Source organism: Dietzia maris, from assembly GCF_036287335.1.
In the GTDB taxonomy this organism is placed as follows: Bacteria; Actinomycetota; Actinomycetes; order Mycobacteriales; family Mycobacteriaceae; genus Dietzia; species Dietzia cinnamea.
Window position 1 is genome coordinate 32,416 of sequence record NZ_CP143054.1, and the last position, 25,315, is coordinate 57,730.

The following is a 25,315-nucleotide window of genomic DNA, read 5'->3' on the forward strand; positions in this document are numbered from 1 at the left end:
CTCCCGCATGTGTGGTCGGTACTCGGTAGCCGTGTCCGGCGCCGCCCTGGTCGACGTCCTCGAGCTGGACGGCGTTGAACCGGGTTTTGAGTGGTCGCCGGCCTATTCGGTGGCTCCTCGCACGCGAGCTCCGGTGGTACGGGATCGCCTGGCCGGCGACCAGCGGGTGCGTGAGGCGTTCCTGCCCACGTGGGGGCTGCGTCCGTCGTGGGCGAAGGAGAAGGGTCCGCGGCCGATTAACGCCCGCCTGGAGGGCGTGGCGACGAACGGGATGTTCCGCTCCTCGTTCGCCTCGGCGCGTGCCCTCGTGCCGATGACTGGGTATTTCGAGTGGCAGGAGGCCGTCGAGGACGGCAAGAAGGTCAAGAACCCGAGTTATGTCCACGCCCCGGGCGACGAGCTACTGCTCGCCGCCGGCCTGCTGGCCTTCCACCGGGAGGGTGACGACGAGGAGTGGCGGACGACGTTCACGATCATCACCCGCACTGGGGAGGATGCGGCCGGCGAGGTCCACGACCGGATGCCGGTCTTCCTCACCCCGGCCTCGTGGGACACCTGGCTCGCCCCCGAGAAGATCGGCAAGGAGCAGGCCGCCGATCTGCTCGACCTGCTCGACGTCGAGTCCCGGGCGGTCGCGGCGACCCTGCGAACCCGTCCGGTGTCCCGGGCGGTCAATAACGTGCGCACCTTGGACCGCACTGACCCCAGTCTGATTGAACCGCTCGCCTAGACACCGCATGGATATTCGGGTGGTCAAAGGTGAGGCCCCCGCGTACATGTCACCGCCGGTAACCTCCACGTCGACGTTCTCGCAGATCACAGGTAGGTAGACGATGGACCCGGTAACTCAAGCGCTCAACTCCATCCCCGGCTTTCAGGGATCGGTGCAGCAGATTAATCGGACGAACCTCGAGATTCTTCGGGCTAACGGTTTTGGGGACGCCTGGTGGATCCCCGATTTCATTCGGGACATGACGGTCTCCGGCTGGCTCTGACAGGCCATCTGCGACACCTCGCACCGAATCGCCACGGCCCCTCGTGCTGGGTTCAGCACGAGGGGCCGTGTCGTCTGTACGCGCCGACCCTGAGCGGAGGGGGCGCGCTACCGGGAGCCGTATCGGCGCGCGCTGGTCGTTCCGTCTCGGTAGCGGGGTTTGCCGTCGGCGCCGTTGCGGTAGCGGCGGGGGTTCCGGGCCAGCCGTCGTAGGTCAGCGAGCAGTTCGGCGGCACGGCCCTCTCCTAGTTCGGTGATGGCGATCCGGTAGGCGCCGCGGGCGCCCCAGTCCAGCTCGGGAAGGCCGGCGACGACGCGGTGCCAGCGCAGGACCTCGAGGAAGTGCGCATCGCCTGTCTGGTCGGCCGCGTGTCTGATTCGGTCCACCAGCTCGTCCACGCCGGCACCGTAACCGGGGCCTCCGACACCGGCGGTCAGTGCAGGTCGCGGGCGGCGATGAGACCTGCGACGAAGGCGGCTGCTTTGTCGGCCTCGGCGTCGGTGAGGTCGTACTCCTGGCCACCAATCACCGTGCGAGCCGCGCCAAGAGGCTCGAGTCCGAAAATGAGGCGGGTGCTGGCCGACAGCGCCGCCCGGTCGGCGATGTCACTGACGGTGCAGTCCAGGGCCTCGGCGAGTGCTGCGAGCTGGTCCCTGCTGAGTGCGCTGGGCGTCGCGGATGGCCCGTGGGCGGTGGGCTTTGATTGTCCGCGCTCCCAGGCGCTGATCCAGGGGGATTTCACGCCGACGGCGACGGCGAGTTTGAGCTGGGACAGTCCGCGCTCGAGGCGGACGGCGCGGATGGCGCGGCCGAGTGAGCGGGCCTCGTCGGGTGTCATTGCCCCTCCGCCGCTGTGTCGGGTCGGATCTCGGCGACGACCGACCAGTGCCCGCCCTCGTGGGCGGTCGACACCACGGACGCCTCGGCCCCGCCGAGGGCGCGCCTGCGGCGGTCGAGGTCGATGTGGGCGTGCAGCTCGCTCGGCCCAGTCCCGATGAGGTACATGGTCGTCATCGTGCCTGGGCGCTACGGCTCTACGGGTGTCGCCCCTGCCGGGTGCGCCTGGGGCGGCGCGTCGAGGGTCAGCAGCCATGAGGTCGCAGCCTCGATCGCCGCGGCGGCGACGGCCGCACCGATGGCGTCCCGGTCGACGGGCTGGCCGGTCTCGCGCTCGCGTCTGCACAGGTAGAGGTCGACGGCGTCGGAGACGGTGCCGGGGTCGATCGTGGCTCCGAGCGCTGCCAGGGCGTCGCTCGCCTGGTGCTCGAGCTGGGCCTGCGAGTGCATCTGGTCTTCCCTTCTGGGTGGTGTCGGTCGCCGACTGCTATTGGGCGGCGGCCGGGCCTGCGGTGAGTGAGGCGCGGCGCTTGGTCTCGGTGCGCATGGCGCGGCCTTGGGCGAGGAGGATCTCGAACAGCTCGTCGGTGGGGGCTTCGGCACTGGCGCGGGTGAGGGTCTGGGCGATGGCGGCGAAGCGGCGGCGGTAGGCGGCGTCGAGGACGTCGGCGGCGAGGGTGGTCAGCCCGCCGGCAGGGGTTCCGAGCAGGGTGACGGTCTGGAGGGCGTCGGCCAGGAGTCGGCCGTGGTGGCCGGCCATGCGTCCGGCGCTGGTCAGAGCGGCCAGAACTCGGGTCGGGTGGTGGGGCTCGTCTGCGGCGATGAGGTCTGCGATGACGGCGTACAGCTCGCCGTAGCGGGTGTTGAAGAAGTCGGACTCGAGGAGGTGCGCGGTGATGTGGCGAGCCTCGGTGGTGTCGGTGGTGTGCAGCAGGGCGCACAGTAGGGCGGCTTCGGGGTCGAGCTCGGGGACGGTGGGGGCGTCGTCGGTGGCGGCGAGGTCGTCGACGTCGACCGGGTCGGCGGTGGCCTGCGGGTCCTCGGTCATGGTGGCCATTGTCTGTCCTGCCTGTGCGGGGTGGGTGCTGGTGGTTATGTGAAGAGGTCGAGCTGTTGAGGTTCGGCTTCGACCGTGGTGGCGGGTTCCCAGATGGGAGCGGCCAGGAGTCGCAGCTGTGCTTCCAGGTCGGCGATCTGGTCGCGTTCGCTGTCGGTGGGCCGGTGTAGGACGCCGGGGGTCTGGTCGCCAGCCTTGGCATAGCACCATGCTTTGTCGGTCTTGCGAAACGCGGTGATGAACTCGTCGGTGGTGTAGCGGCTGATGTGGCGGCGGATCTGGGTCCAGGTGATGTGACGGTCTGGGGCCGCGGTGGAGGGAAGCGTTCCCCCGGTCCAGACGGATAGCCCCTTGGCGCGGTACTCGAAGGCGAGATCTGAGCCGTATCCGGAGGACCGGCTGGCGACGATGTGCGGGATCTGGGTTTCGGGGGAGGCGGCTAGTCGGCCGAGGCCGTGCAGGGACATGGTCCTGCGGAGGTAGTGCAGATCGGTGTGGTCGAGAGCGTGCATTCCGGGTGTCCTTCCTGGGTGCCCGTCTGCCTCGCGGCGATGGGCGGGCGGCGGGTGACTGGGGAGCGTCAGCCGTAGATGACGTCGCCGAAGACGCCCATTTGCAGGGCCATGTCGGCGTTGGCGGCGTCGATGTCGCCCCGGTGGCCGTTGGTGCGGTTGGCCTTGCGGAAGTCGTTGACCAGGTCGTTGTCGATGCTGGTTGCGGCGAGCTTGGTGGCGCCGCGTGCGATGGTCTCGAGAGTGACCTTGTATTCAGTCCCGGTCTCGTCCTCGCGGATGAGGGCGGCGTAGCAGTCGCCGCCGGAGCCGAGCGGATCGAGGTTGTCTCCCTCGGGGGTGGTCCCGGTGTGGTCCTCGACGTGTACCGTCTCGGCCCAGTAGCTGATGCCGGTCTCGACGGCGGTGCTGAGCACGTCGACGAGGAACTGGGTGCGCTCGGGGCTGCGGGGGTGTGCGGACGCCAGGGCCTTAATGCGGTCGGGGCGGAATCCGGACCAGTGGTCGTCGCCGTCGACCTCGATGATCGGTGCGGAGCTGTAGCCGAGGGTGTTCATCACGTAGTCGCGGGCGTCGTGGTCGGTGGTGAGGTCGACGGTGGTGTAGACGATGCCGGCGGCGTCGAGGGCGCGGATGGTGCTGTCGCACTGGACGCAGGCCAGCTTGGTGTAGACGACGATGCTCATGGCGATCCTCCTGGGGGTTGCCGGGGGCGGTGTTGCCCTCTCGGTATGTCTCCATAGTAGCACTTGTGCCACTAGTGGCACAAGTGGAAAAGGGTGTTTTGCTGGGGTTTTTGGCGATCTCGCCGCCGGCGTAGCGCCGATCGCGCATGGTCCCCCTTTCCCTGACACCTGCCGAAATGGTGTGGAGCGGACGGGGTCAAGAGAGGGCACGGCGGCGGAGGCGAGAAGGTCCGGGCGAAATAAGCGAGCGCAGCGAGCGCGTCCGGGGCTTGTCGCTGGAGCCGGCGCACCCGAAGGGTGCCGACCTTGACGCCGGGAGTGGAGCACCAATCATCGGCGTGGCAGGGAAAGAGGGCTGTTCACCGGGTTGCCCCATTGGGCGTGGTGATTGGGTTCGGGGTTGGGATGGAGGTGCGGTAGGAGCTGGACGGTGTTGCACGCGGGAGCTGGGGCTAGAACCACCGCTCCAGGCCGGGTACATGGTGCTTTTCGCTGTCTTGCGGGTGCGGGTGATCGTCGCTATCTGGTGCCGGTACGTAGTGACCAAGGCCGTCGGCGGTGAAATAGCCGTCGGTGTAGTGGCCGTCGTCGGAAGACAGTCCGAGGGCAAGGGCGTAGGCCTGGGCGGCGAGGTCGGCGGTGTCGAGGTGGCCGCTTTCGGTGCGGTGTGGGGTCAGGATGGCGGTGTTGCCGTTGATTCGTGCGGGTCGCGCTCGGTGGTCGCCTGCGCGGGCTAGGCGTAGTGCGCGGGCCGTGACGTCGTCGAGGGTGCCCTGCAGAAGGTCGGTCATGGCGTTGAGGCTGCCAGGCTGGTGGCGGGGCCGGGTGTTCTCGGGGCGCTCGGCTGGGGTCGTCTGTGGATGGTTGGGGGATGTGGAATACCGGAGAGGCCCGCCCCTTAGGGCGGGCCTCTCGGCTGACTCTGGGGCTCACAGGATGGTGAACCCGGTGAATCGGTAGTGGCCGTGGCTGTCACGGACGATGGTGGCGGCCAGGGCGCGGTAGCGGGCATCCCAGGTGATGATCGCGGGGACGTAGAAGACGGTCCGCTTGGGCTCGCGGATCGCCTGGGCCTGCTGTCGGCGGATGGTCACGGTGGTGGCTAGTCGCGCAGCGGCGACTCGCTCAGCGGCGACGTTGATGCTGGCGCGTCCGGCGGCGGTGGCGAGTTGGGTGTCGAATAGGTCGCGCAGGCGGCCTCGGCGACCGTTGACGATGGCCAGGGCGACGGTGAGCATCCGGTGCAGTTCTGCCCATTCCTGGCGGGTTGGGGTGAATCCGTCGTCGCCGATCGGCTCGGGCTTCGGCGCTGCGGGCGCGGCTGCGGCCTCGGCTTCCATGCGGCGGACGCCGACGCTGGCGACGAGGTCGGTGAGCCATTCGCGGGCGGTGAGCGTGTCGACGTGGTGGCGGGCGAGTTCGTCGTACGCGGCCTGGACCTGGCCTTCGGCAGGTTCGAGCAGCCCGCTGCGGGTGATCGGGTGTGCAGGCGCGAGGGCTGTGGCCGGCTCTGTGCGGGGCAGGGCTCGGACCGTGGCGGGCGCGTGGTTCGTGGTCATGGTGTCCTCCTGGGGTTTCCGGGGGCTTGGAGCCCTCTCGGGGTGGTGAGTGGTGGCCGGACTACCGGCCCGCGGGGCGGGCCGGTAGCGGGGTCTAGTCGTGGCCGATGACGAGGCCGTCGACGCAGGCGATGCAGCAGCCTCCGGCGGCAGCGGCGGTGATGATCTCGTTGCACCGGACGCAGCGGCGGGCGGGGTGCACGAAGCCGAGGTGATCGTTCTCGTAGTGCCACAGCATCTCGGTGCCGTCCTCGGCGTGCATGAGGCGGATCTCCGCCTCGATCGGGCCGCGATCGGTCTCCAGAGTGAAGGCGTCGAGCAGGGTGCCGGGCTTGGCGGTCATGGTGTCCTCCTGGGGTTTCCGGGGGCGGTGTTGCCCTCTCGGTATGTCTCCATAGTAGCACTAGTGCCACTAGTGCCACAAGGGGTATAGCGGGTTTGGCCTGGGCTTTTTCCGGTCGCCGGGACCGGCGGTGACCTCCACGCATGGTGCCCCTTTCCCTGATACCGGCCCGATTGGTGTGGAGCCACTAGTGCCACTAGTGCCACAAGGGGTATAGCGGGTTTGGCCTGGGCTTTTTCCGGTCGCCGGGACCGGCGGTGACCTCCACGCATGGTGCCCCTTTCCCTGATACCGGCCCGATTGGTGTGGAGCGGACGGGGTCAAGAGAGGGCACGGCGGCGGAGCCGAGAAGGTCCGGGCGATATAAGCGAGCGCAGCGAGCGCGTCCGGGGCTTGTCGGTGGAGCCGGCGCACCCGAAGGGTGCCGACCTTGACGCCGGCAGCGGAGCACCAAGACTGGCGGGAGCAGGGAAAGGGACCCCCACCAACTAGTGGGCATCTCCGTTAGTTCGTCGGGGGTCATGCTGCGCGGAGGGTGCCGTCGTTGTTGAGGCGGTCGAGGTGGCGGTTGAGGTCGTCGCGGGTGTACTTCCAGCCGAACGGTTCGGCGCTTCGGTTGTAGCGATCCTGGAACGCGAGGATGCGTGCGGCGAGATCGTCGAGGTCTGCGAAGTCGCCGGTGGCGATGGCTTTGCGCTGCAGGATCGAGAAGTAGATTTCGACCTGGTTGAGCCACGAGGCGTGCACCGGAAGGTGCACCAGGACCGCGTTGGGAAACGCATGACGCATCCGGTCTTTCGAGGCCTGACCTGCGTGGGATGAGCCGTTGTCGACGACCCAGAACACTCGCTTCGCGGATGCGTATGGCTCTTGGGTCATCACCTGCTCGACCAGTTCGGTGAACGGGGCGATCCCTGTCTTGGGTGCGGTCATTCCCATCACGCGGGCCTGGTGGACGTCGTAGGCGGCGAAGTAGGCCAACGTCCCACCGCGGCGGTACTCGAACTCCACGCGCCGCGGCTGACCGGGCCTGGCGGGAGTCTCGGCGTGACGGCGTTTGAGGGCTTGGAGCTGTGATTTTTCGTCCGCACTGATGACGTACTCATCGTCGCCGAGAGCAACGCCGTTCCAGCGCCGGTGGTACAGGTCCAGCACCCGGGCGGCCTTGACGGCGAAGTCGGGGTCGCGGGGAAAAATCCACGACCGGTGCTGCCACGGCTTGATCGCATCTGCGGCCAGCCAGCGCCCGATCGTCGCCGACGCCACGGGGCGCACCAGCCCTGTGGCCACGGCGTGGGCTCTCAACTCGGCGGCCGACCATCTGGTCAGTGGCAGACCGTGGTCAGCCGGGCGCGTACACGCCAACGCTTTGACCTGGGCGACCTCGACGGGGGTGAACACTCGCGGTCGTCCCGAGCGGGGCCGATCTTTGAGACCCTCCAGGCGCTCGGTGCAGAACCGATGCCGCCACTGGCGCACCGTGTCTTCGCACACCCCGACCTCGCGGGCGATCGCAGCGTTGGCATCACCGGCAGCGGCCGCCAGGACGATCCGGGCTCGCAGTACATCGCGGTGCGCACAACGAGCAGCGTGCGCGCGGCGGGTCAGCACGTCGCGTTCTTTGCCGGACAGGATGACGATAACGGCGCTGGTGGGAGGCATGTTCATTTCTGACGCACCCAGCGGCGCCCGCCAAGCCGCCACGCCGGAACAAGCCGAAAGTCGAGGGCGAGAAACGGCGGCGGCGATGATGGAGACCATGGCCAAGATCCCCGACTCGACACAGACCTCACTGCGACAGAAACTCCTGGCCCGCGCTGCCGAACGGTGGCCCCAGATCCAGGCCCTGCACACCCGCTACCGGGCCGGATTCGCCTACATCGATGCCACCTTGACCGACGGGGACGAAGTCAAGCTCTGCCGACTGCGCTACGCCGGATCAGCCAGCCAGTGGGGTTTTGCGATCTACCGCGCCAGCCACGACGACTACCAGCAAGCCGCCCTGCCAAACGGATGGCCCTCAGGCACTCCCGCAGAAGCCCTCGACACCGCCTGCGGCCTCTATCTCGGCGACCCCACCGCCTGGATCACCGACCCCCGACGAACTAACGGAGATGCCCACTAGCTACTCCACCCGGCGGGGCGGCTTAGGCGTCAGGATCGTGTCCGAGCTCCGGCCCGCTGGGCGAGCCTGGGTTCTGCCATTCCGATAGCGGGTCGAGATCCGGGGCTTGGGCGCGATGCTCGAGGTAGGAGGTCGTGAAGTCATTGTCGACGGGGGCCTGCTCGGCGCCGGCACTGCGTGATTTGAGGTCGCGGGTGAGGTCATCGAGCGGCCGGGGGTTTCCCGTTTCGCCGATCTGATCTCCTACGTCGATGAGCCGCCGGCCGATGTCCTGGTCTGGTCCGCCCTGTCGGATCAGGTCTTCGGCGAAGCGGCGATAGTTGTCCATCGCCGAGTCCAGGGCCAGATCGCTTTCCTCGGCCGCCCGTTCGATGGCGTCGGCGTGGTCCATGATTTTTCCGCGCAGGTCGTCGTAGTCCACGGCCCGAGTCGGGGCGGTGTTCTGGGTTGCGCCCGGCAGTGACGCCCACGCTTCCAGGGCTTCGATCTCGCGCTGTCGCATCATCTCGCGCACCTCGTCCGCGGTGTCGAAGCCGAGTTCTTCCACCAAGGCTGGAGTCGGGTTGAGCATCAGTGACCAGCCGGGGCTGCGGCCCTTGGCCGCGAGTCGCTGGTCCAGTTCTGTCTGGGCCAGCTGGGCGGCGTCGGAGTTCTCGTATGCGGCGAGGTCGTCGTTGATGCTAGCTAGCTCGGTCTTCATCAGCTGGAGTTTTTCGGCGTCCGGGAAGGGCTCATCTGGGGTGTTGTGCAGTTCGTCGAGCCGCTTTCGGTCGGTGTCGAGCTCAGTTCTAGCGGCGTCGACCTGGCCAGGCGCCCTGCCGATCGCGTTCTCGATGCGAGTCATCACGCCGTTGGCCATCGCAGCTCGGCTGGACTTCGCTTCGTCGGCCTCCACGTCCAGCGCCTCGGTGCTGCCTGCGCCCCAGACTCCGAATCGGGAGTCGTCCCGTTGTGGCCAGAGCTGCTCTTGAGTGATGCTCACGCCGGTCAGTGGGAGGTCGCCGAAGCGAAGGATGACCATGTCGTGTTCCATCACGCGGGTGACGTGTAGCGGCACCCCTGCGAACGTGGCGACGTGTGCGGATTCATTGGGGCCTGCTCCGCGCAGTTGAACGTACGCCTCACGCAGCGCCTCCAGCAGACGATCCGAGGCGTCCTTTCGGACGCTGAACGACGCGCGGCCGATGGTGTAATCCTTCGTCTCCTTCTCGGCCCAGGCCTTAAGTTCCGGGGCGACGGCGGCGAGCTGCTCGAGTCGCTTTTCCTCGTTAGGGATGGAGCGAGTCAGCGCCGCGATCTCCTCGCGGCGGGATCTGACCTCTGACAGGTGGCTCTCGCGTCTTGCGTCGAGTGCTTCTATGTCTCGCTCGAGTTCCACGCGCCGCAGGTATCGGTCATCTCCGGTGGCGATGGCTTTGACCAGAGCGGTCGACTCGGCCAGGTTGTCGGCCGATAGGTCCTCGATGCTGCGGATGGAGCGATCCGCGGCGTAGAGCTGCTCGAGGAATGCGGCCTTGCGGTTGAGCGTCTGCCACATCGCGGTGTCGTAGGTTGCGGTGGCGACATAGTTGTAGACGGCTACCTCTGGGTTCTGGTTGCCCTGTCGAATGATGCGGCCCTCGCGCTGTTCGAGGTCGGCGGGTCGCCAGGGCACATCGACGTGGTGAAGGGCGACCGCTCGTGTCTGCACGTTCGTGCCGGTGCCCATTTTCTCCGTGGAACCCATGAGCACGCTGATTCGGCCGGCGCGGCAGGCCTTGTAGAGCGCGGCTTTGTCTTCGGGCTTGGGATGATCGTGCACGAAGGCGATCTGCTCGGCAGGCATCCCGCCGGCGACCAGCTCGGCCTTGATGGCGGCGTAGATGTTCCAACGCCCATCATTTTTGGGCACGGACCGATCGCAGAACACGATCTGCAGGCCTCCGCGGACGTCGGAAGGCTCCCCGAAGTCGTCGAGGTAGGCGCGGTCTCGGGTCGACTCCCACTCGGCCAGGATGCGTGTGGCGACCTCGCGTGCCCGGCCCCCCTCGGAGGGCGGGGCCAGGTGGGCGCTGCGCGGGTCGAGGGAGACGTTGCGGCCGTCGTTGGCGATCTTGAGAGCGTTGTCGAGATCCATCCGGCGGGGGTCGAGAGTGTCGGCGCGGTGGCCAAGATCCTGGATGAAGTCCTTGACCTCCTGGCTGGGCTCGAAGTCCACGACGATGTTGCTTCCGGAGCGCTTTGCGGGCAGATTCACCGGCACCTGATCGCGGGTGACGGCGTCGGTGAACTGGCTGACCATGCCGACCAGGTCCCCGACGTTGGCGAACTGGCCGACTCGGGTGACCGAGCGCAGCTTCGTGCCCGACGCGTTGAGTTCAACAGTCTCTGTGGTGTCGGTGAAGTTCTGGCCCCACGCGTCAATGCTGTCGACTCCTGCGTGCTCAAGCAGGTCAGGGCGGAGGTAGGTCTGCATGACGAAGAGCTCGGCGAGGGAGTTCGCGACCGGAGTTCCGGTCGCGAAACAGGCGACCCGCTCGACGTACGCATCGTCGGGAACGCCTGCCGCTGAGGATTCTTGTCGTTTGCGATCGCGCAGGTAGTCGAGTTTGAGCTTGAGGTCCATCGCCTGATCGGACCCCGGGTGGCTCAGTTCCTGCACGCCGGAGGTGCGGGCAAGGTTCTTGTAGAGGTGGGCTTCGTCGATGAACAAGTAGTCGCAGCCCGATTGCTCGAAGGTTAGGCCTTCGTCTTTGCGGGTGGCGTCCATCGCTTTGTCGAGATTGATCTGCGCCTTGGCCATCGCGTTCTCGATCTGCTTCATCGTCGCCGCGCTCTGGTTGCCGTCCTTGGCCTCGAGGAGCGCCGAGCGCATGGCGTCGATCTGGTTGCTGATGAAGCTAGCGCGGGTTTGAGCCGAGGTCTTCATGCGGGTGAACGCCGAAAGCGGGACGATCACGATGTCCCAGTCCTGCGCTGCGGACTGGGCGACGAGCTTTTGTCGGCCCTCTGCGGTGGTGCGGCCGGCACCGGACAAGACGTTGGCGGCCGGGTACCACTGAGCGGCCTCACGGGCGACCTGGTCCACGATGTGGTTGGGCACCACGATCCACGGCTGGCGGACTAGTCCTAGACGCCGCAGCTCCATCGCTCCCATCAGCATGGTGCCGGTCTTGCCAGCACCGACGACGTGGTTGAGCAACACGGTCGGTTCGTTGACGATGCGCTCGACGGCGTTCCGCTGGTAGGGGTAGGGATTGAAGGTCTTTCCCAGCCCGGGGAAGGTTCGGTGTGAGCCGTCGTAGCTGGGGGCGACGGTGGCGTTGAACCGCCAGTTGTACTCGGTGAGGAGGCGTTCGCGTCGCTCGGGATCGCCATTGAGCGCCCAGTCGGCGAATGCCTCCTGGAGGCGTTCGGCCCGTTGCTTGGCCGCTCGTGTGGCGCCGGCGTGGATGTCTCCGCCGGGGACGGCTTCCTTGTACTCCTTGGAGCGGTTGACCGTGATGGGCCGAGAGTTCATCAGGCAGTCGAGAACCTGCCAGTGGTCGAAGCTACCCGAGCGGTCGCGGCCGAGGGAGACGCCCTGATTGGCCAGGGTTTGCTCGCGGTCGGTACCCACGAAGTTGTAGGACCGAGAGTAGCGGCCCTTCTGGGGCACGAGACCGTAGGCGAGGGCGTCGGTCTGGTAGCCGTCGTACCAGGAGCTGCCTTCGATGACCCACTCGTTGTTGACGTAGCTGACCGTCACGGAGTCCTTGTCGATGCGGAAGGTGTCCGCGATGAACTGTTCATAGTCGTCGGGGCTGACCCAGGTCACTCCCAGCCGGGCGCGGATCCCGTCCTCGATGCGGGCGGGGATGGCCTCGCGCAGGGCGGCCACGTTCGAGCGGTATCGGTCATCGGTTGCTGCGGCGGCGTTCGCCTCGGCGAGCTTTACGCGCACGTTGCCGGCCAGGTAGCGGCTGCGCGGGATCCACGTTCCGGGGTCTTCAGTGGAGCGGAACGCCAGCGCCTCGGCCTGGAGCTGTTGCTCGACGGTGCCAGCGTCGACGTCCATGAGCTGAGCGATCCGCGCGACGTCGACGCTGGCGCTTTCGTCCATGCTCACCGCCAGCGCATCCTGGATTGTCTCTGCGGCGATGATGGGGGTTGCCGGCTCGAGGACGTCGGCGGTGAACATGGCCGCTTTGCGGCCGACCATCCGTTCCTCGTCGAAGTGCTCGAGGGCTAGGAGCATGGGTCAGTAATGGCTCGAAGCGCGCCGAGAGTACGGCGGAGTGCGTGAGAGCGTTGCGCTCGGGCCGGCGTCACTGGCGGCCAGGTATTCGGTTTGCGAAGCCGCGGTGATGGCGTTCAGTCCGCGGGTCAGCCTGTAGGTCGCCCGGGCCTGCCAGTTCAGGCGATCTGGAGGCCGCCGAGCCCGGTGGCGCCGATATGACCGTGGAGCTTTCGCAGGTTGTGGCAGGCAGCGAGCAGTAGCCATTCACCGCGGGCGGCGTCCAGACCGCGAATCAGGAGTTGCTTGCCGTTCTGCAGGGTGCTCATCTGTCCGAAGACCGGTTCGACGATCGCTTTGCGCCGGGCGTAGACCGCTCGGCCTTTCTTCGTGGCGAGCTTGCGGGCCATGCGCTGCTTGTCCGTGGCGCTGGCCGGGATCGGTCCCCGGGGGGCGATCGGCGCCGGTTCCCCGCTGCGCTGTCGTCCGGTGGCGATGAAGAACTCGGTGCCCTGCTCGCCGGTGACCTCGGCGGAGGCGGCGAGGTTCGCGGCTGAGCAGTACCCGGCATCGGCGAGCATCTGCTTCGGGGCCTGCCCCGTGTTGCTGATGGCCTGCTCGGTCATGGGGATGAGGTTGCCGACGTCGGCGGCACAGTCGTTGACCTCGGCCGCCACGATGATCTGATGGGCGGCATCGACCACGGCCTGGCCGTTGTAGCACTGAGCGAACGACCCGTCCCCGGTGAGCATGATCTTCGACTCCGGGTCGGTGAAGTTGCGCTGGGCCTTCGGCCTGGGCGTGGCGCGCTCGGCGGCCTCAGCGGCCTTCTGCGCGACGGTGTCTTCGTCTTCGCCCTTACCGCGGGCCTTAGCCTCAGCCTTCTCCGCCGCATCGGCGGCGGCGTCGGCTTCCAGAGCAGCTTTGGCCTGGCGCAGCTTGACCAGGCGAGACTCTCGGCGGGCCAGCTCATCGGGCAGCTCGTCCCCGCGCCGGTTCTTGCCGAACTTGGCGTCCTCGGCCTTGTCGATGGCCTCGGCGGCGGCCAGCAGATCGGAGACCTCCTGGGCCAGTACCTTCTCCTTGTCCGTCAGCCGCGCGTACGACATGGCCTTGCGTTTGGAGGCGTTCGCCCGCAGCTTCGTCCCATCCAGCGCGACCTGTCCAAGCGTGACCATCCCGGCGGCCTGGCACAACGCCAACGCCTGCAAGAACAGGTTGCCCAGCGCGGCCAGGTGCCTCTTGCGAAACCTGGCGATCGCGCGGTAGTCCGGGGCCGCCCCGGCCGCCAACCACCGGAAAGCGACGATGTCGGTGCAGGCCTTCTCGATCCCGCGGGAGGAGCGCACCCCCGTGGTGTAGCCGAAGATCAGCAACCGCACCATCAACCGCGGATCGTACGGCGGGGCCCCGCGCCCCTCCTGGTAGGAGACGTAGATCCGCGATAAATCCAGGTGCTCATCGACCAGATCCGCCACGAACCGTGCCAGATGATCGGCCGGAAGCCAGTCATCCAGCGACGGCGGCAGCAACAACCCCTGGCCCGGGTCGAACGCCCGAAATGTCTTGCCTGCGCCCACCGGCTCGACCTCGCCCTGCCGGTCAGCCCGCTCGACGCGGAACTCCTCGGCGGCGAACAACCCTTCCTCGCCCATGACGACAATTATCCCGCCGAACCCGCCCCATCAGCGGACCTGAACTGGCGTGTTACTGACCCACGCTCCTAGGACAGTCTGGAGATGAGGGTCGGCGCGTAGTGCGCCGGCCAGGTGAGGTTGTCTCTTCGTTGCCGCCGATTTGGGCTGCCAGGCTTCTTCGTCCAGGCGTGATCGGACACCGTCTGGGATGTCCTGCATGTTCTCGGCGCCGTAGTTGGGCCCCTCGGTGTCGAGCCAGGTGGTTAGAGCGGCCTCGAGGCGGGTGTCGTGCTCGTCTTGTGTGACTTCCGGTGGCTGCTTCCAGCTGAACCGGTTGAGGAACCCGTACTTGGTCACATAGGCGTCGTAATGCTCGTTGAGTGCGGCGCGCAGGGCGGCCTTATCGGCAGGGTCTCCCCCGTCTCGCTGGATCTGTACGAGGGAAAGCGCGGTGTCGCGCAGCTCGAGGATGGAACGCCACTCGGCGAGCCTGCTCTTGGGGCACTTGCTGTCGACCCACTCGGTTCCGTCGAAGCGCTCGATCAGGTTGTGATCGCTGTTGTAGCGCAGTGTGTCGCTAGCGACTTCGCCGTGCTTCTCGACGGGAACGACGAGGCCCCGATCGGTGGCCAGGGAGGAGTCGTAGACGACGAGATCCCGGTTGGCGAGCAAGCCGCGGCCGTCAAGAACTGCCGCGTCGATCACGGGGCCGAGGACGTCAGCGATCTGCCTGTCGAGCGGAGCGTCATTGCGGGCCAGGACGCGTAGTTCGTCCTGCCCATACATGCCGTGGCCAGCGGTCAGTGTGCCGAGGATGTGATGGGGGTTGTCGAGGAAGTACTGATTGACGGTGAGTCGGGCCGGTGGGGCGTCCCCGTCGGCGAGATCGGTCCGCACGGTGACGTCATTGGTGCGAACGAACTGGCGGGTCGTTTCAGTAGGTTCCTGCCCATGTTCGCGGACGCGGAACACCAGCAGATCGGTGACGACTTCCGTGCCTGCGACCCGGCGGAAGGCGCCGGTTGGAAGGCGAACCGCGCCGATCAGGTCAGCTCGATCGGCCATAGCGGTGCGAGCGTCGACTCTCGCTGCGTCGGCGGTGTACCGACTGGTGAGCAGAGCGACGTAACCGCCGGGGGCGGTGAGGTCCAGCGATTTGATAATGAAGTGGTTGTGGATGGAGTGCTGGCCCCTGTTGTGGGCGTCGTCCCACAGCTTGATGTCGCCGAATGGGACGTTTCCGATTGCGGCAACGAAAGAATTGTCGGGTACCGCGGTGTCGGCGAACGATTCATTGCGCACCTGGGCACTGGGATATAGCGCCGCCGCGACTCGAGCGGAGAGGGTGTCGAGCTCCACGCCCACCATCTGTGCATCGGCCGGGGAGTGCCCGATGAAGGTTCCACTGCCGCTGCCGGGTTCGAGGACGAGCCCGCCCTGGAATCCGGCTCGTCGTAGGAGACTCCACGTTTCGGCGACAACAGCCGGGTCTGTGTAGTGGGCGTTGAGAATGGTGTGCCGCGCCCGGTTCCACTCGGCTGAGCTGAGTAGCGACTCGAGTTCCGCACGCTCGTCGGCGAAATCGGCTCGACGCGGATCGAAGACTTCGGGCACGGCGCCCCAGCCGGACCACTGCGCGATGATTGCCTGTTCGTCGGGGGTCGCATAACGATCCTCGGCGTCGAGGGTCTGGAGCAATCTAATGGCGGCGATGTTCGCCTCGACTCTGGCCTTCTTGCCGGACGGGACGACGACGTCCCGGGGCGGCGCGTAGTCGACGGGTTCGGGCCGCTGGTCGGCATCGGGGGCGACCACTCCCCCACCGCCGCCGGCTAATGCCAGGCTGGCCGGCTCTTCTGCCACCTCCGATTGACGCACGGGCGCCGGCAGAGGTTCAGAATGGACGTTGATCGTTGCCGGGTCGACCGGCGCCGCTCCGGTGTCGTCGAAGACTAGGTCGAGTTGTTCTGGCTCAGTCCTCTTGCTTCGGACAGGACGCTTTCGCGTCGCTTCAGCTCCCGTTCGACGAGGTCCGTAAACAGTGCTCTGAGTGGATCGTTCGGCGTCTCCGGTATGGGTTGCCCGTCCTCGTAGCGTGTCTGCATCAAATAGGCCGCCATCACTCGGAAGCGTATCGTCTGCTCCGGCCAGACGTCCTCCGTCTGCACGTCGATCTCGGGACTCGGGTCGCCCACCACGTCGGTGTGCGTCCGCCACCGATCCGGGCTGGTCCGCCAGCTCTGGTCGTCGAAGGTCTCCTGGTCCTCCTCTTCGGCTGCCAGTTCCACCTCTTCCCCCAGTTCCTGCCACAGGATCGTTTCCTCGGCCTGTGCTCGTGCCCGGTTGCCGATCTGCACGGTCTCCATGTAGGGCGGGAAGTTCCCCTGATTGTCCGCCCGGAACTGAGCGATCCCCATGCTCCTGAGCCGTTCGGTCTCGTCTCCGATCATCTCCGCCAGCCTCTCGGCCTCCGCCTGAATCGCGGCCTCCAGCGCTTCTGGAGTCGGGTACTCCCGGTCCCGTCCGAGCTCCTCCCATGCCGCCTGAACGGCTCTGCGCGTCATCTCTGACATGGTTGTCTCCTTCGGGGGCGTCGTCGCCAAAGCTGAATAGGTCCGGCTGTTCTGACAACGGTGCCTCCACGATCGGCTGCGGTTTCGCTTCACCCTACGACCCCGGAAATGCCTGTTGTGGGACGTGCACCGTGATGATTCCTTCTCATCCATGAGCTTTGCCCTCCTGCCCGATTCCGCCAGTTCGCCCCAGGCTGTCTTCAACGTCGAGGGCTAGATCTGCCCAGTCCAGATCCGGCTCAAGTGCGTCGCCGATGAGCTCGCCCACCTCGCGCACGGTCGAGGCGACTGATAGACCTGATTGCGCGGCGACAGCTCCGACGGCAGCCGCGATGAGACCCACGCAGTCCGGTCGTCGACCCCGCGATGCCAGGACCGCCAGCAGTCGGCGGTACTCCCCCACGTCAGGCCGAGCTAGCCCAGCGCTCCTCGCCGACGCCAGCTCGAACCCGAGCGCTCGCCCGGAAAGCGCTGCCATCATGTGCAGCTCCGGTTCCGGCACCTCCGAGTAGGTGGACACCAGAACTGCCTCCGCCCTGCGATGCGCACCGACGAACACGCGGCGCCGTGGATCAGCAGCCACGTGGCGGATGTGCGCGGCGAGATTGGACTTCATCTCATTGGTCGCAAGGACTCGAGTTGGCATGGTCTCGGTTATACGCCACGGGTAGGCCTAGTTCTAGGCCTACTTTTTGTCGCCAAAAGAAAGTGCCCCTTGTGGCACAAGGGGCACTTGTTCGAATGGTGGCGCATGTGGCACGTGCGCCACAAGCTCTACCTCTCCAACCTGTCGAGCTTTTCGTCGATCGCCTCACGAATGAGATCGGCGATGGCGTCGTAGTCACGAGCATTGGAAGCCCACACGTCCTTGAGCCTCTCGTGACGCTCCTTTCCCAGGACCACCGACACCTGGCCGGTGCGGTCCCAGCCCTTCTTCTTGCCGGCCCCCCTCTTCTGTGGGCTGGCGGCCTCGACCGGGGCGACCTCGGCGACCGGCGATGGGGCTTCGTGCGGAACGGAGCTCAGGTCGCTGAACACCGATCGCTTCCTGCGGTTCGGGGGCTTGGGGCCCTCCGGCAACTTGTCCGCCATGGTCGATCAGTCCTTTCCCGTGATGGTCGTGAGCATGTCGTCAAAGAACCGGGCGACCTCGACCGCGCGAATTTCGGTGAGCTCGTCGAATCCGTACCCGGCAGCGTTCGCTCGTTGGATGAAGGTGAGTCTGGGAAGCGGGCGGCCAAGGACTGGAATCTCCGCGTCGCGGGCGTAGTCCTCGATCTCAGACACGAAGGCCTCTTCGGTCTTGACGTTGGTTCGGTGCCCGTTGATGACGATGCCAGCGATGTCGATTTCGCGGCCAAGCACGCGTCCGAGCTGCTCGTTGGCGGTGTCGATCGTGTTGACGATGCGCCCGACGCCGACGAATCCGGCCGACGACGGGTCGGTGACGATGATGACCGAGTCCACAGCCGCGAACGCATTGGTCAAGGTCAGGCCGAGCGCTGCGGGGCAGTCGATCACGACGAGGTCGTAGGCGTCGTCCGGCAGCTGACTGAGGGCCTTGTGCAGCGTCAGTTCGCGCATCATCGCCCCGGTCAGCGTCATCTCTACTGCGACGTAGTCGTCCAAGCCCGAGGGCACGAGGTCGATGCCATCTCGTCGGGTCGGAACGACCGCCTCGTCGACGCGCACGTTCGTCGACGGATCCATGACGTCGGCGATGGTGACGTCGAACCACTCGTCCGCGTTGCGGGCGGTGAGCTGCTGGGTCAGGTTGCCCTGGGAATCCAGGTCGATACCCAGCGCCTTCTTTCCGCGGGCAGCGGCGGCGTGCAACAAAGACTGCGCGACGGAGGTCTTTCCGACTCCGCCCTTCTGGTTCGCTACTGCAACGATTTTCATGCTTCCTCCCTCTAGTGACCCTAGTGCAACTAGTGGCGCGTGCGGTGCACGCGCCACTAGTTGATGTTGCGTGTCGCTCTAGTCGCGTCGTGCGCTGTCGAGGACGATCCGCCCGGGCAGTGCGATCGTCGCCAATTCGATCGTGTCGGTGTCCACTTCGAGGCCGAGCTCACGCAGAGCGTTGCGCAGCCCTCCGGTCGAGAACTCGCGGACATGGAAGGGGCCGTCCTCGATGCTGCTGTCGGCAAAGTGGTTGAAGTACTCGATGCGAACCGAACCGGGGCCGGTGACCTCCGGGGTCGCCACCGCTCGCACCTCCTCGTCGCCGTGGATGATGCCCTCAACCACGCAGCGGTGGGCGTCGTCCTTCCCGGCAGCCTTGAACAGTCGGGCAAAAACCAGCACCTCACGTGCAGTCAGGTGGGAGGTCAGGGCGTGCAGCACTTCAGCGTCGGCGAGCAGGGACGCGACCTCGGACAGCGCTAGCCCGAGGGCGGCGAGACTGGTGGGCGAATCACTCATGGTGTCCTCCTGGGGTTTCCGGGGGCGGTGTTGCCCTCTCGGTATGTCTCTATAGTAGCACTAGTGCCACTAGTGCCACTAGTGCCACAAGGGGTATAGCGGGTTTGGCCTGGGCTTTTTCCGGTCGCCGGGACCGGCGGTGACCTCCACGCATGGTGCCCCTTTCCCTGATACCGGCCCGATTGGTGTGGAGCGGACGGGGTCAAGAGAGGGCACGGCGGCGGAGCCGAGAAGGTCCGGGCGATATAAGCGAGCGCAGCGAGCGCGTCCGGGGCTTGTCGGTGGAGCCGGCGCACCCGAAGGGTGCCGACCTTGACGCCGGCAGCGGAGCACCAAGACTGGCGGGAGCAGGGAAAGGGACCCCCACCAACTAGCTACTCCACCCGGCGGGCAAGGGGCTGTGTCGCATGGCCAACGTCGATGCCGTACACCACCAGGGTGGAGGATCCGTCTCTATCGCCCTGGACCCGGATCGCGTCCTCGGCGTAGACCAGCAGGTCGTCGCCGACCGTGAACCTCGCCTGAATTGCGGCGGACCACTGAAACAGCTTCGAGTCAACGAACTGAACTTCGTATCGGGTGGGGGAGTGGCGTGCCCCCGGTTGGCCACCGTGCTGTGGGCGCGAGTGATCGTCCACGACCCGCAGGGTCGTTAGTTGGGTGGATCCGCGCTTAGTGGTGATTATGGTGGTGTGCAGGTGAATGAGGGAGCCGCGAACGATCATCGTTGAACCCTAACGTCTCGTCTTGAACACACGCGGCACAAGTGGCGCACGTGGCACTCGTGGCACCAGCGCCGCTAGAGCACTTCGTTTCGGGAAGCTATGACGGTCCGGATGTGTTCGGGCCGGTAACCGCACCACTTCAGTCCGGGCGTGATCACAACCGGGAGTGCGGTTACCCACTCCAGCTCGGTCAGGCCGTCTAGTGCAGCGGGGTCTTGGTCGACGTCGACGTAGAGGAACGTGACGCTGCCTTGCTCAAGCAGCTTCTTAGTTCTCATGCACGGAGGACAGGCTGCTCGGCCGTAGAGGGTCACTGTGGGTGCGGTCATCCTGGACTCCCGATCAAAGCACTGCTCTCGTTAGGGTAATGAGCGTGCCTCGTCTGTCGCGGTTGCTCCGCCCCACCCGATCCCCGATAGACGCCGCGGTCGATGAGCTGATGAGTCGGTTGGCTGGCGTCACCGGTATCGCTAGCGAGGCGGAGCTGGTGACCGCCGCCGTAGAGGTCTGTGGTGCGCCAATCGAAGTCGAGGAAGTCGCGCAGCCCCAGGGCCGGTACGGCATGGTGGCTCGGACTGCCCAGGGGCACGTGATTACCTTGGACCCGCAACTTCCCGGTGACCTTCGACTGCACACCTTGCTGCATGAGATCGGTCACGTGCTCCTGGGCCACACCGAAAACGCGGGCGCCGGAGCGCCGGACCGGCTGACTGCGTTGGTCACCGGCCAGCCGGTGACTAATGAGGTCAACTGCGCTGTCCCCGAGTTTCGCCAGTGGGCGCAACGGGAGAACGACGCGGAGCAGTTCGCCTCGACGGTCGCCCGCAGGCTTCGACGAGGACTGACTGGCCGGCATCTTTCACGGTTGGACGAGGCGTTCGGATGACGACGTTGGTGGTTCTGATCCTGCTCGAGGTCGTGCTCGGCGCCTATGTGGGGACACGTGTGCTTCGGTACTCGGCCGCTCCCAGCCCCACGCTTCGGGGGGCGATTCTCACCGCCGGCTCGCTGTTGGTCGGGATGCTCGCCGTGACCGAGCCCGTGGAGGTGCTTCTGCGCGGTCCGGGCGCGTCGACGGTCGCTATTCCGACGGTCCTCAAGCACTTAGGGATCCTCGGATGCGCCGTCGGCGTCTTGTTGATGGCCCTGGCTCAGCGAACGCGGTACCGGCCGCAGGTCGAGTACGCGATCTGGGCTGTGTTCGGGGCCGCGGCAGTGTCGATGGTGGCGTTGCATGTCGTGCCCGGTGGGGGAGGGCACCGGACAAGCGTCGACTATGTGGAGTGGTCCCATACGCAGCCGTTACTCCTGCTGGCGATGCTCATCGCCTACATAGGTGGGCTCGTGGCCAGCATCGGTCTCCTGGTCGTGATCTGGCCTCCGCGCCTGCAAACGGCCGCCGGCCGGGGCTTGTCGATCATGGCCTGCGGGTCGGTCCTGCTAGCCGGCTGGTGTGTCGTACGCGTGCAGTATCTGTGGCAGTCCACGATCGCGACGGACTCGCCCGCCGACGAGGATTTCTTGATTACCCAGTTGTTGTCGGTGGTCGGGATGCTGCTGCTGACCGTGGGTCTGGTGTGGTCGACCGCGGAGGCCGACCTCGTAGCGTGGCGGCACTGGAGGAAGTTCCGCGAGCTCCATGCTCGAGTGGTCGAAGTGCTACCCGAGGTCCGTCGGAGGTCGGACGTTCGCCTGGGCTTCGACGCGTGGGTCTTTGACCGTGCGGTCGAGCTGCTGGACGGGCTGCACCAGATCGAGCAGGTCGCGGGCACTGAGACAGGGTTCCCGCGCCCACCGGAGACCGTCAGCGACGGAGAGATGACAGCGGCCGCCGAGCGGCTTGGCCGCGCTTATCGAGAGGACAAAGCATGGGCGTGAGCCCCGAGAAGGCGTTGACCGAAGTGCTCGCCCCGTGGGTGGTGCTGGCGGTTGGGGCAACGCATCTGGGGTGCGCTGTGAAGTCGCCGGGATGGGGAGTCGCCACGGCGGCGGGGCTGGGCCTGGTGCCGCAGGCGGCGATCACCTGGAGGGTGCGCCATCGAGGGTTGAGTGATCACCACGTCACCAAGCGGGAGGATCGGCCGCTGGTGATCGCCGGTATTGCGGTGTCGGTGGCCTCGCTGATGGTCGCTCAGCGGCAAGGATCGGCGCCGGCGGAGCTGCGCCGGATGACACGGGGAGCGCTGGTGACCTTGGGCGTGGCGGGCGCCGCGACGCTGCGGGTGAAGGTGTCGTTCCACACGGCGGTGCTTGCGGGTGTGGTGGCGGTGCTCGCACGGGAGGTCTCCCCGCGTTACTGGGCCGGGCTGGGGCTTGTTCCTCCGCTGGCCTGGGCGCGGGTGCGGATTAGTCACCACACCCCGGTAGAGACGGTCTTGGGCGCTGCGATCGGCGCGGGCTGCGGTTATTGGGGAGGCGGACGCTAGTCCAGTCCAGCTCGCCGGCGCTCTTCCTCGACCGCGTTTCGGATGCGGGCGAGGGCATCGGGAGGCAGGTCGACGGCCCGGGCCGAGACCGCCAGAACCTCGCTGTCGCTGACTTTGCGCAGCAGAGCGATGTAGTCGTTGGTGCGTCGGTACTCGTCGTCATCGACGAAGTACTCGGGTGAGACGCCGAAAAAAGCGGCGAGATCTCGTACGACTCGCTCGGACGGCTCGTGGGTGCCGCGCAGGAGCTGCGAGAGGTAGGGCTGGCTGAGATCCCCGCCGAGCTCTTTGACTCCCGCGACGATTTCCATCTGAGTGAAGCGGCCTCGTCCCGGGGGATGAGCGGTGGACACGAGCGTCGACAGGCGTTGAGCGAACGTCTGCTTGGTGCTCGGTCGTGACCTCATGGAGCCAATCTTACATTGATGCTGACGCGTCACGCGGGCGACAACACCGGCTGAGTCCACTCCGGAACGTCGCCGTCGGGGTGTGCATGGCTCGAGGAACCCGGCGGCGCTGCCGTGCAGGGCTCACTCGTGCGTCGACTTTGCTGGCTATCGTGCGAGGTCAAAGCGATCATTCGCAACTGGTCCTCGCTGACGTCGTCGCAGGATCGAGCGGATGGCGTCCATGTGGCGTGACACCTGCTCGGGAGTAGCTGCGCGTTTCTCGGCCGCGGCGGCAGCCTCGGCCCGGCGTCGCTGCTCTTCGAGAGTGCGCTGCCGGTGCTGCTCGGCCACCTCGCTAGGCGAGGGGCCGGCGAGCACGTCCCGGAGCCGGGAGAGGCGATGTCGCAGGAAACCGGCTGGGTTCTGGATGGTGGAGGGCCAGTCGCGGGGGTTCTCTCGCGCATCCTGGTTGAGGACCGCCACTAGATCGCGGCCCGTCCAGCGATCGCAGTCGACCAGCTCGGCCACTACGTCAACCAGGGAACCCAGATGCCGGCCGTTGTCGAGGCTCTTTGCTGCGGCGACGAGCTGGGCGGCGACGATGTGTGCCTGGCGAGGTCGCTCTCGATCTTTGAGTCTTTGTGAGCGCCCGGAGGGCGCCGACGCGCGCTTGCGCGCGTGTGTAGGGGAACATTGCCTACGGGGAGTTTTACTCCCCGTAGGACCCCTACGGGGTAGATACGATTTTGCGTACCACCTGCGGGGAGTCGTCAGAGCCCACGTGGATGCAGCTCGAAGCTGCACGCCGTCGTGGTGCACGGCGGCCTGGAAACGCTCATCGACGGTGAGATACCGGCCCCTCGCGACCTCGACCGCGAGCTCAAGCTCCGCAAGGACGGCGCGGGCGTTGGAGACAACATCGTGGCAGAACGGCCGAGAACGGTCGGCCAGCTCGGCCGCGATACGACCGATGGTCTCGTTGGATGCGGTGACACGGCGACCGGTATCCGCGTCGGCGAGGCGAGCACAGGCCCGGGCGACGAGCAGGGCGGTCCGTGCGGAAACGCGCCACTTGCGGCACAACTGCCGGCCACGAATGCACGCAAGCTCTGCCGCGGTGCCGGCAAGCCACTTGGCACGGGATTGCCACACCAGGGCCGGCTGTCGGCCATCGAGGGCCCACGAACGTCCGCGCTGACCGCGAAGCTGGTTTTCTTTTTCGGCGCCTTCGATCCGCGTACGGATCACGGTGCCGAGGTTGGGTTCTTCGGAGGTATCGAGGTCTGTTGGCGCACCCTGCGACGCGCCCAGCTTCGGCATGCTGGACACGGCATTTGGGTGTGCGCTACCCTCGGAACAGCTACGCAAGCTGGTTCCGCCTTTCGGGGTGGGCACCAAAACCGGGGTTACGAGCGGCTAACTCGTCCCGGTCACACGTTCGCGATCGCCCTTCGGATTCGGCCCCGGGGGGCGATCGCTTTTTGTGTGGGTGCGCTATGCGGTTGTCAACGACGCTGGTTGAGTCCCGTGCGCCTCCTATCTCTTAAAGTCAGTGATGATCAGCCAGTGCGACCGAGAAGGTCGAGCGCACTGGGCGTCTCTGCCTCTCGCCGCTTGTACTCGGCGAGACCGTAAGTGACGACGTCTTGCAGCACCTCCCACCGCTTCCGGCCAGATCTGCGCCAGATTGCGTTGAAGTCGGCCACTAGAGCCTTGTCGATCTCGCCGTTGAGCTGCGTGCGGTGATCGCGGGTCCGCGGGCGGCCGAAGGTCGTCATGGCCTTATTAATAACACGCGTGTAGTTCGGCGTCGAGCATTTGCCGCCACACGGGCGTGTCCGAATATAGCGTGGGACTAGACGAACTTCGCCCCGGACTGCCGTCGTCGGTCGTTTCGGGTGCGATTCCAAGCCTCGAGGACGCGGGCAGGAGGGACACCATAAGCCGCGGCCAGGGCGTTGCAGAGCTCTTCGCGGGGCGCCGACACTCCCCGTTCCATCTTCGACAACTGCGGCTGGCGCAGGCCCGCCGCCTCGCACGCCTCCTGCTGGAGAAGGCCGGCGTGTAGCCGAAGATCGTGCAGCCGCTCCTCGTCCTCGCTGACCAGGGTGAGGTCCGCTGGCCGCAGGCCCAAGGCTCGAGCCAGGCCAACGAGTAGGGGGGCGGATGGGGCGCGAGTGCCGTCCAACCAGCTGTGCACGGTGTTGGGGGAGATATCCAGGTGGGCGGCGATGTCGTCAGCGCTCACCCCTCGACGGGACATGGCGGCCCGGAGGGTGGTGGGGCTGATTTGCCCCGCACGGCGAGGCATCGGCTCCCCTTCGTCGGCGTGTCTTGCCCGACAAGTCTGTCCAACGAACGGCCTTAAACCTTCCACTAGCGGAATATGGCGTGGAGTTATAGAGTGTGCCCATGCCGACAGCCGGCCAGCCGCTCGCGGCGGGTCGAAGCCCTACGCCGGGATCATTGGCGGTACCCTACCAATATTGGTACCAATATCGCGCCGGGGAGCAAGGAGTCGAAGTGACGGAAAACGACCAACGGTCCACAGCGGGTCCAGCTCTACGAGGAGCCCTCGTTGGGGCGACAACGGCCCTAATTGCGTTTGGGGGCGTATCGGTGGCCCTGGCTGCGACTCAGTCGGGAATCGAGGAGGCGACTGCGCCCGCAGCTCGACCGTCGACCACGCAGGCCGGCGTGGACGTGGCCCAAAAGACCAGCGCGACTCCGCGTTCCGCGAAGGCCGCTCAGTCGACCTCGCCCCGGACGGCTACGCAGCAGCGTTCTGCCCAGGCCCAACAGGCCGGCCTAGCGAAGGCGGTCCAGCCAACC

29 protein-coding genes and 1 pseudogene are annotated in these 25,315 nt (G+C 66.5%); 5 read left to right on the plus strand and 25 right to left on the minus strand.

What is annotated here, in order from left to right; all coding sequences use genetic code 11:
* Positions 1-7: 7 nt before the first annotated feature.
* A complete protein-coding gene (locus tag VYL96_RS17010) occupies positions 8-730 on the plus strand; it encodes an SOS response-associated peptidase (RefSeq protein WP_131886643.1) in 723 nt (240 codons plus the stop codon).
* A 372-nt stretch (positions 731-1,102) separates the two neighbouring features.
* Here VYL96_RS17010 and VYL96_RS17015 read toward each other — a convergent pair whose 3' ends face one another.
* The 11 genes and pseudogenes from VYL96_RS17015 to VYL96_RS17065 all read right to left on the minus strand — a co-directional run bounded on the left by VYL96_RS17015 (position 1,103) and on the right by VYL96_RS17065 (position 7,651).
* Positions 1,103-1,393 (minus strand): hypothetical protein, encoded by a 291-nt coding sequence (locus VYL96_RS17015; RefSeq protein WP_165928551.1) that lies wholly within the window; start codon positions 1,391-1,393, stop codon positions 1,103-1,105.
* A gap of 35 nt (positions 1,394-1,428) precedes the next feature.
* Positions 1,429-1,833 carry a helix-turn-helix transcriptional regulator gene (locus VYL96_RS17020; RefSeq protein WP_131886641.1) on the minus strand — a complete coding sequence of 135 codons (405 nt, stop codon included), beginning with the start codon at positions 1,831-1,833 and terminating at the stop codon, positions 1,429-1,431.
* On the minus strand, positions 1,830-2,000 hold the full coding sequence (locus tag VYL96_RS17025) for a hypothetical protein (RefSeq protein WP_165928550.1): 171 nt from the start codon (positions 1,998-2,000) through the stop codon (positions 1,830-1,832). The genes VYL96_RS17020 and VYL96_RS17025 overlap by 4 nt, the downstream gene beginning before the upstream one ends.
* 21 nt (positions 2,001-2,021) lie before the next feature.
* Positions 2,022-2,282, minus strand: a complete 261-nt coding sequence (locus VYL96_RS17030) for a hypothetical protein (RefSeq protein ID WP_131886640.1) — start codon at positions 2,280-2,282, stop codon at positions 2,022-2,024.
* A gap of 37 nt (positions 2,283-2,319) precedes the next feature.
* Entirely contained in the window at positions 2,320-2,889 is a 570-nt protein-coding gene (locus VYL96_RS17035; RefSeq protein ID WP_165928549.1) for a DnaB-like helicase N-terminal domain-containing protein, read from the minus strand.
* A 35-nt stretch (positions 2,890-2,924) separates the two neighbouring features.
* Entirely contained in the window at positions 2,925-3,401 is a 477-nt protein-coding gene (locus VYL96_RS17040) for a hypothetical protein (RefSeq protein ID WP_165928548.1), read from the minus strand.
* A 458-nt stretch (positions 3,402-3,859) separates the two neighbouring features.
* Positions 3,860-4,087: pseudogene (gene nrdH / locus VYL96_RS17045) on the minus strand (glutaredoxin-like protein NrdH); the annotation flags it as partial.
* A 452-nt stretch (positions 4,088-4,539) separates the two neighbouring features.
* Entirely contained in the window at positions 4,540-4,878 is a 339-nt protein-coding gene (locus VYL96_RS17050; protein ID WP_131886637.1) for a hypothetical protein, read from the minus strand.
* Between the two features lie 138 nt (positions 4,879-5,016).
* A complete protein-coding gene (locus VYL96_RS17055) occupies positions 5,017-5,646 on the minus strand; it encodes a hypothetical protein (protein WP_131886636.1) in 630 nt (209 codons plus the stop codon).
* Positions 5,647-5,740: 94 nt separating this feature from the next.
* On the minus strand, positions 5,741-5,989 hold the full coding sequence (locus VYL96_RS17060; protein WP_063934995.1) for a hypothetical protein: 249 nt from the start codon (positions 5,987-5,989) through the stop codon (positions 5,741-5,743).
* 519 nt (positions 5,990-6,508) lie between these two features.
* Positions 6,509-7,651, minus strand: a complete 1,143-nt coding sequence (locus VYL96_RS17065) for an IS630 family transposase (protein ID WP_061917901.1) — start codon at positions 7,649-7,651, stop codon at positions 6,509-6,511.
* On the opposite strand from VYL96_RS17065, the gene VYL96_RS17070 reads away from it, so the two are divergent.
* Complete coding sequence (locus VYL96_RS17070) at positions 7,650-8,114, plus strand: hypothetical protein (protein WP_254425955.1); 465 nt, start codon at positions 7,650-7,652, stop codon at positions 8,112-8,114. The genes VYL96_RS17065 and VYL96_RS17070 overlap by 2 nt on opposite strands.
* Positions 8,115-8,136: 22 nt before the next feature.
* Here the strand turns inward: VYL96_RS17070 and VYL96_RS17075 are convergent, their stop codons facing one another.
* The 10 genes from VYL96_RS17075 to VYL96_RS17120 form a co-directional block, all read right to left on the minus strand.
* Positions 8,137-12,330 (minus strand): helicase-like domain-containing protein, encoded by a 4,194-nt coding sequence (locus VYL96_RS17075; RefSeq protein ID WP_131886683.1) that lies wholly within the window; start codon positions 12,328-12,330, stop codon positions 8,137-8,139.
* A gap of 158 nt (positions 12,331-12,488) precedes the next feature.
* The gene (locus VYL96_RS17080; RefSeq protein ID WP_061917889.1) at positions 12,489-13,964 is read right to left on the minus strand and encodes an IS1182 family transposase; all 1,476 of its coding nucleotides are present in this window, start codon (positions 13,962-13,964) and stop codon (positions 12,489-12,491) included.
* Positions 13,965-13,994: 30 nt separating this feature from the next.
* A complete protein-coding gene (locus tag VYL96_RS17085) occupies positions 13,995-15,809 on the minus strand; it encodes a hypothetical protein (protein ID WP_131886278.1) in 1,815 nt (604 codons plus the stop codon).
* An 89-nt stretch (positions 15,810-15,898) separates the two neighbouring features.
* Positions 15,899-16,519, minus strand: coding sequence for a hypothetical protein (locus VYL96_RS17090; protein ID WP_131886279.1), 621 nt, complete (start codon positions 16,517-16,519; stop codon positions 15,899-15,901).
* Positions 16,520-16,664: 145 nt separating this feature from the next.
* Positions 16,665-17,135 (minus strand): hypothetical protein, encoded by a 471-nt coding sequence (locus VYL96_RS17095; RefSeq protein ID WP_131886280.1) that lies wholly within the window; start codon positions 17,133-17,135, stop codon positions 16,665-16,667.
* Positions 17,136-17,293: 158 nt separating this feature from the next.
* Positions 17,294-17,611, minus strand: a complete 318-nt coding sequence (locus VYL96_RS17100) for a hypothetical protein (RefSeq protein WP_063934998.1) — start codon at positions 17,609-17,611, stop codon at positions 17,294-17,296.
* Between the two features lie 6 nt (positions 17,612-17,617).
* On the minus strand, positions 17,618-18,478 hold the full coding sequence (locus VYL96_RS17105) for a ParA family protein (protein WP_131886281.1): 861 nt from the start codon (positions 18,476-18,478) through the stop codon (positions 17,618-17,620).
* Between the two features lie 21 nt (positions 18,479-18,499).
* Positions 18,500-18,943, minus strand: a complete 444-nt coding sequence (locus VYL96_RS17110; protein WP_131886282.1) for a hypothetical protein — start codon at positions 18,941-18,943, stop codon at positions 18,500-18,502.
* Between the two features lie 374 nt (positions 18,944-19,317).
* Entirely contained in the window at positions 19,318-19,581 is a 264-nt protein-coding gene (locus tag VYL96_RS17115; RefSeq protein ID WP_131886283.1) for a hypothetical protein, read from the minus strand.
* 161 nt (positions 19,582-19,742) lie between these two features.
* The gene (locus tag VYL96_RS17120) at positions 19,743-19,997 is read right to left on the minus strand and encodes a glutaredoxin family protein (RefSeq protein WP_131886284.1); all 255 of its coding nucleotides are present in this window, start codon (positions 19,995-19,997) and stop codon (positions 19,743-19,745) included.
* Between the two features lie 44 nt (positions 19,998-20,041).
* On the opposite strand from VYL96_RS17120, the gene VYL96_RS17125 reads away from it, so the two are divergent.
* From VYL96_RS17125 to VYL96_RS17135, 3 genes are read left to right on the plus strand one after another with little or no spacing between them, the layout of a single operon-like run.
* The gene (locus tag VYL96_RS17125; protein WP_131886285.1) at positions 20,042-20,554 is read left to right on the plus strand and encodes a zinc metalloprotease; all 513 of its coding nucleotides are present in this window, start codon (positions 20,042-20,044) and stop codon (positions 20,552-20,554) included.
* Positions 20,551-21,546, plus strand: a complete 996-nt coding sequence (locus tag VYL96_RS17130) for a hypothetical protein (protein ID WP_131886286.1) — start codon at positions 20,551-20,553, stop codon at positions 21,544-21,546. The genes VYL96_RS17125 and VYL96_RS17130 overlap by 4 nt, the downstream gene beginning before the upstream one ends.
* The gene (locus VYL96_RS17135) at positions 21,537-22,094 is read left to right on the plus strand and encodes a hypothetical protein (protein WP_063935005.1); all 558 of its coding nucleotides are present in this window, start codon (positions 21,537-21,539) and stop codon (positions 22,092-22,094) included. Before VYL96_RS17130 ends, VYL96_RS17135 begins: the two co-directional genes overlap by 10 nt.
* Here the strand turns inward: VYL96_RS17135 and VYL96_RS17140 are convergent.
* The 4 genes from VYL96_RS17140 to VYL96_RS17155 form a co-directional block, all read right to left on the minus strand.
* Complete coding sequence (locus tag VYL96_RS17140) at positions 22,091-22,501, minus strand: helix-turn-helix domain-containing protein (RefSeq protein WP_063935006.1); 411 nt, start codon at positions 22,499-22,501, stop codon at positions 22,091-22,093. The two genes, VYL96_RS17135 and VYL96_RS17140, sit on opposite strands and share 4 nt — an antisense overlap.
* Positions 22,502-22,648: 147 nt before the next feature.
* Positions 22,649-23,803: a hypothetical protein gene (locus VYL96_RS17145; protein ID WP_131886287.1), complete on the minus strand. Its 1,155-nt coding sequence runs from the start codon at positions 23,801-23,803 to the stop codon at positions 22,649-22,651.
* 239 nt (positions 23,804-24,042) lie between these two features.
* Complete coding sequence (locus VYL96_RS17150; protein ID WP_063935007.1) at positions 24,043-24,261, minus strand: hypothetical protein; 219 nt, start codon at positions 24,259-24,261, stop codon at positions 24,043-24,045.
* A gap of 77 nt (positions 24,262-24,338) precedes the next feature.
* A complete protein-coding gene (locus tag VYL96_RS17155; protein ID WP_131886288.1) occupies positions 24,339-24,794 on the minus strand; it encodes a helix-turn-helix transcriptional regulator in 456 nt (151 codons plus the stop codon).
* Between the last annotated feature and the right edge of the window lie 521 nt (positions 24,795-25,315).

What these genes read in the sequence shown, in the direction of transcription:
- VYL96_RS17040 (WP_165928548.1), bottom strand. Translation starts at nt 3,401, where the DNA reads ATGCACGCTCTCGACCACACCGATCTGCACTACCTCCGCAGGACCATG.
- VYL96_RS17150 (WP_063935007.1), bottom strand. Translation starts at nt 24,261, where the DNA reads ATGACGACCTTCGGCCGCCCGCGGACCCGCGATCACCGCACGCAGCTC.
- VYL96_RS17090 (WP_131886279.1), bottom strand. Translation starts at nt 16,519, where the DNA reads ATGTCAGAGATGACGCGCAGAGCCGTTCAGGCGGCATGGGAGGAGCTC.
- VYL96_RS17010 (WP_131886643.1), top strand. Translation starts at nt 8, where the DNA reads ATGTGTGGTCGGTACTCGGTAGCCGTGTCCGGCGCCGCCCTGGTCGAC.
- VYL96_RS17035 (WP_165928549.1), bottom strand. Translation starts at nt 2,889, where the DNA reads ATGGCCACCATGACCGAGGACCCGCAGGCCACCGCCGACCCGGTCGAC.
- VYL96_RS17050 (WP_131886637.1), bottom strand. Translation starts at nt 4,878, where the DNA reads ATGACCGACCTTCTGCAGGGCACCCTCGACGACGTCACGGCCCGCGCA.
- VYL96_RS17130 (WP_131886286.1), top strand. Translation starts at nt 20,551, where the DNA reads ATGACGACGTTGGTGGTTCTGATCCTGCTCGAGGTCGTGCTCGGCGCC.
- VYL96_RS17135 (WP_063935005.1), top strand. Translation starts at nt 21,537, where the DNA reads ATGGGCGTGAGCCCCGAGAAGGCGTTGACCGAAGTGCTCGCCCCGTGG.
- VYL96_RS17110 (WP_131886282.1), bottom strand. Translation starts at nt 18,943, where the DNA reads ATGAGTGATTCGCCCACCAGTCTCGCCGCCCTCGGGCTAGCGCTGTCC.
- VYL96_RS17140 (WP_063935006.1), bottom strand. Translation starts at nt 22,501, where the DNA reads ATGAGGTCACGACCGAGCACCAAGCAGACGTTCGCTCAACGCCTGTCG.
- VYL96_RS17145 (WP_131886287.1), bottom strand. Translation starts at nt 23,803, where the DNA reads ATGCCGAAGCTGGGCGCGTCGCAGGGTGCGCCAACAGACCTCGATACC.
- VYL96_RS17100 (WP_063934998.1), bottom strand. Translation starts at nt 17,611, where the DNA reads ATGGCGGACAAGTTGCCGGAGGGCCCCAAGCCCCCGAACCGCAGGAAG.
- VYL96_RS17060 (WP_063934995.1), bottom strand. Translation starts at nt 5,989, where the DNA reads ATGACCGCCAAGCCCGGCACCCTGCTCGACGCCTTCACTCTGGAGACC.
- VYL96_RS17075 (WP_131886683.1), bottom strand. Translation starts at nt 12,330, where the DNA reads ATGCTCCTAGCCCTCGAGCACTTCGACGAGGAACGGATGGTCGGCCGC.
- VYL96_RS17120 (WP_131886284.1), bottom strand. Translation starts at nt 19,997, where the DNA reads ATGACCGCACCCACAGTGACCCTCTACGGCCGAGCAGCCTGTCCTCCG.
- VYL96_RS17025 (WP_165928550.1), bottom strand. Translation starts at nt 2,000, where the DNA reads ATGTACCTCATCGGGACTGGGCCGAGCGAGCTGCACGCCCACATCGAC.
- VYL96_RS17030 (WP_131886640.1), bottom strand. Translation starts at nt 2,282, where the DNA reads ATGCACTCGCAGGCCCAGCTCGAGCACCAGGCGAGCGACGCCCTGGCA.
- VYL96_RS17065 (WP_061917901.1), bottom strand. Translation starts at nt 7,651, where the DNA reads ATGCCTCCCACCAGCGCCGTTATCGTCATCCTGTCCGGCAAAGAACGC.
- VYL96_RS17155 (WP_131886288.1), bottom strand. Translation starts at nt 24,794, where the DNA reads ATGCCTCGCCGTGCGGGGCAAATCAGCCCCACCACCCTCCGGGCCGCC.
- VYL96_RS17055 (WP_131886636.1), bottom strand. Translation starts at nt 5,646, where the DNA reads ATGACCACGAACCACGCGCCCGCCACGGTCCGAGCCCTGCCCCGCACA.
- VYL96_RS17070 (WP_254425955.1), top strand. Translation starts at nt 7,650, where the DNA reads ATGTTCATTTCTGACGCACCCAGCGGCGCCCGCCAAGCCGCCACGCCG.
- VYL96_RS17095 (WP_131886280.1), bottom strand. Translation starts at nt 17,135, where the DNA reads ATGAAGTCCAATCTCGCCGCGCACATCCGCCACGTGGCTGCTGATCCA.
- VYL96_RS17080 (WP_061917889.1), bottom strand. Translation starts at nt 13,964, where the DNA reads ATGGGCGAGGAAGGGTTGTTCGCCGCCGAGGAGTTCCGCGTCGAGCGG.
- VYL96_RS17020 (WP_131886641.1), bottom strand. Translation starts at nt 1,833, where the DNA reads ATGACACCCGACGAGGCCCGCTCACTCGGCCGCGCCATCCGCGCCGTC.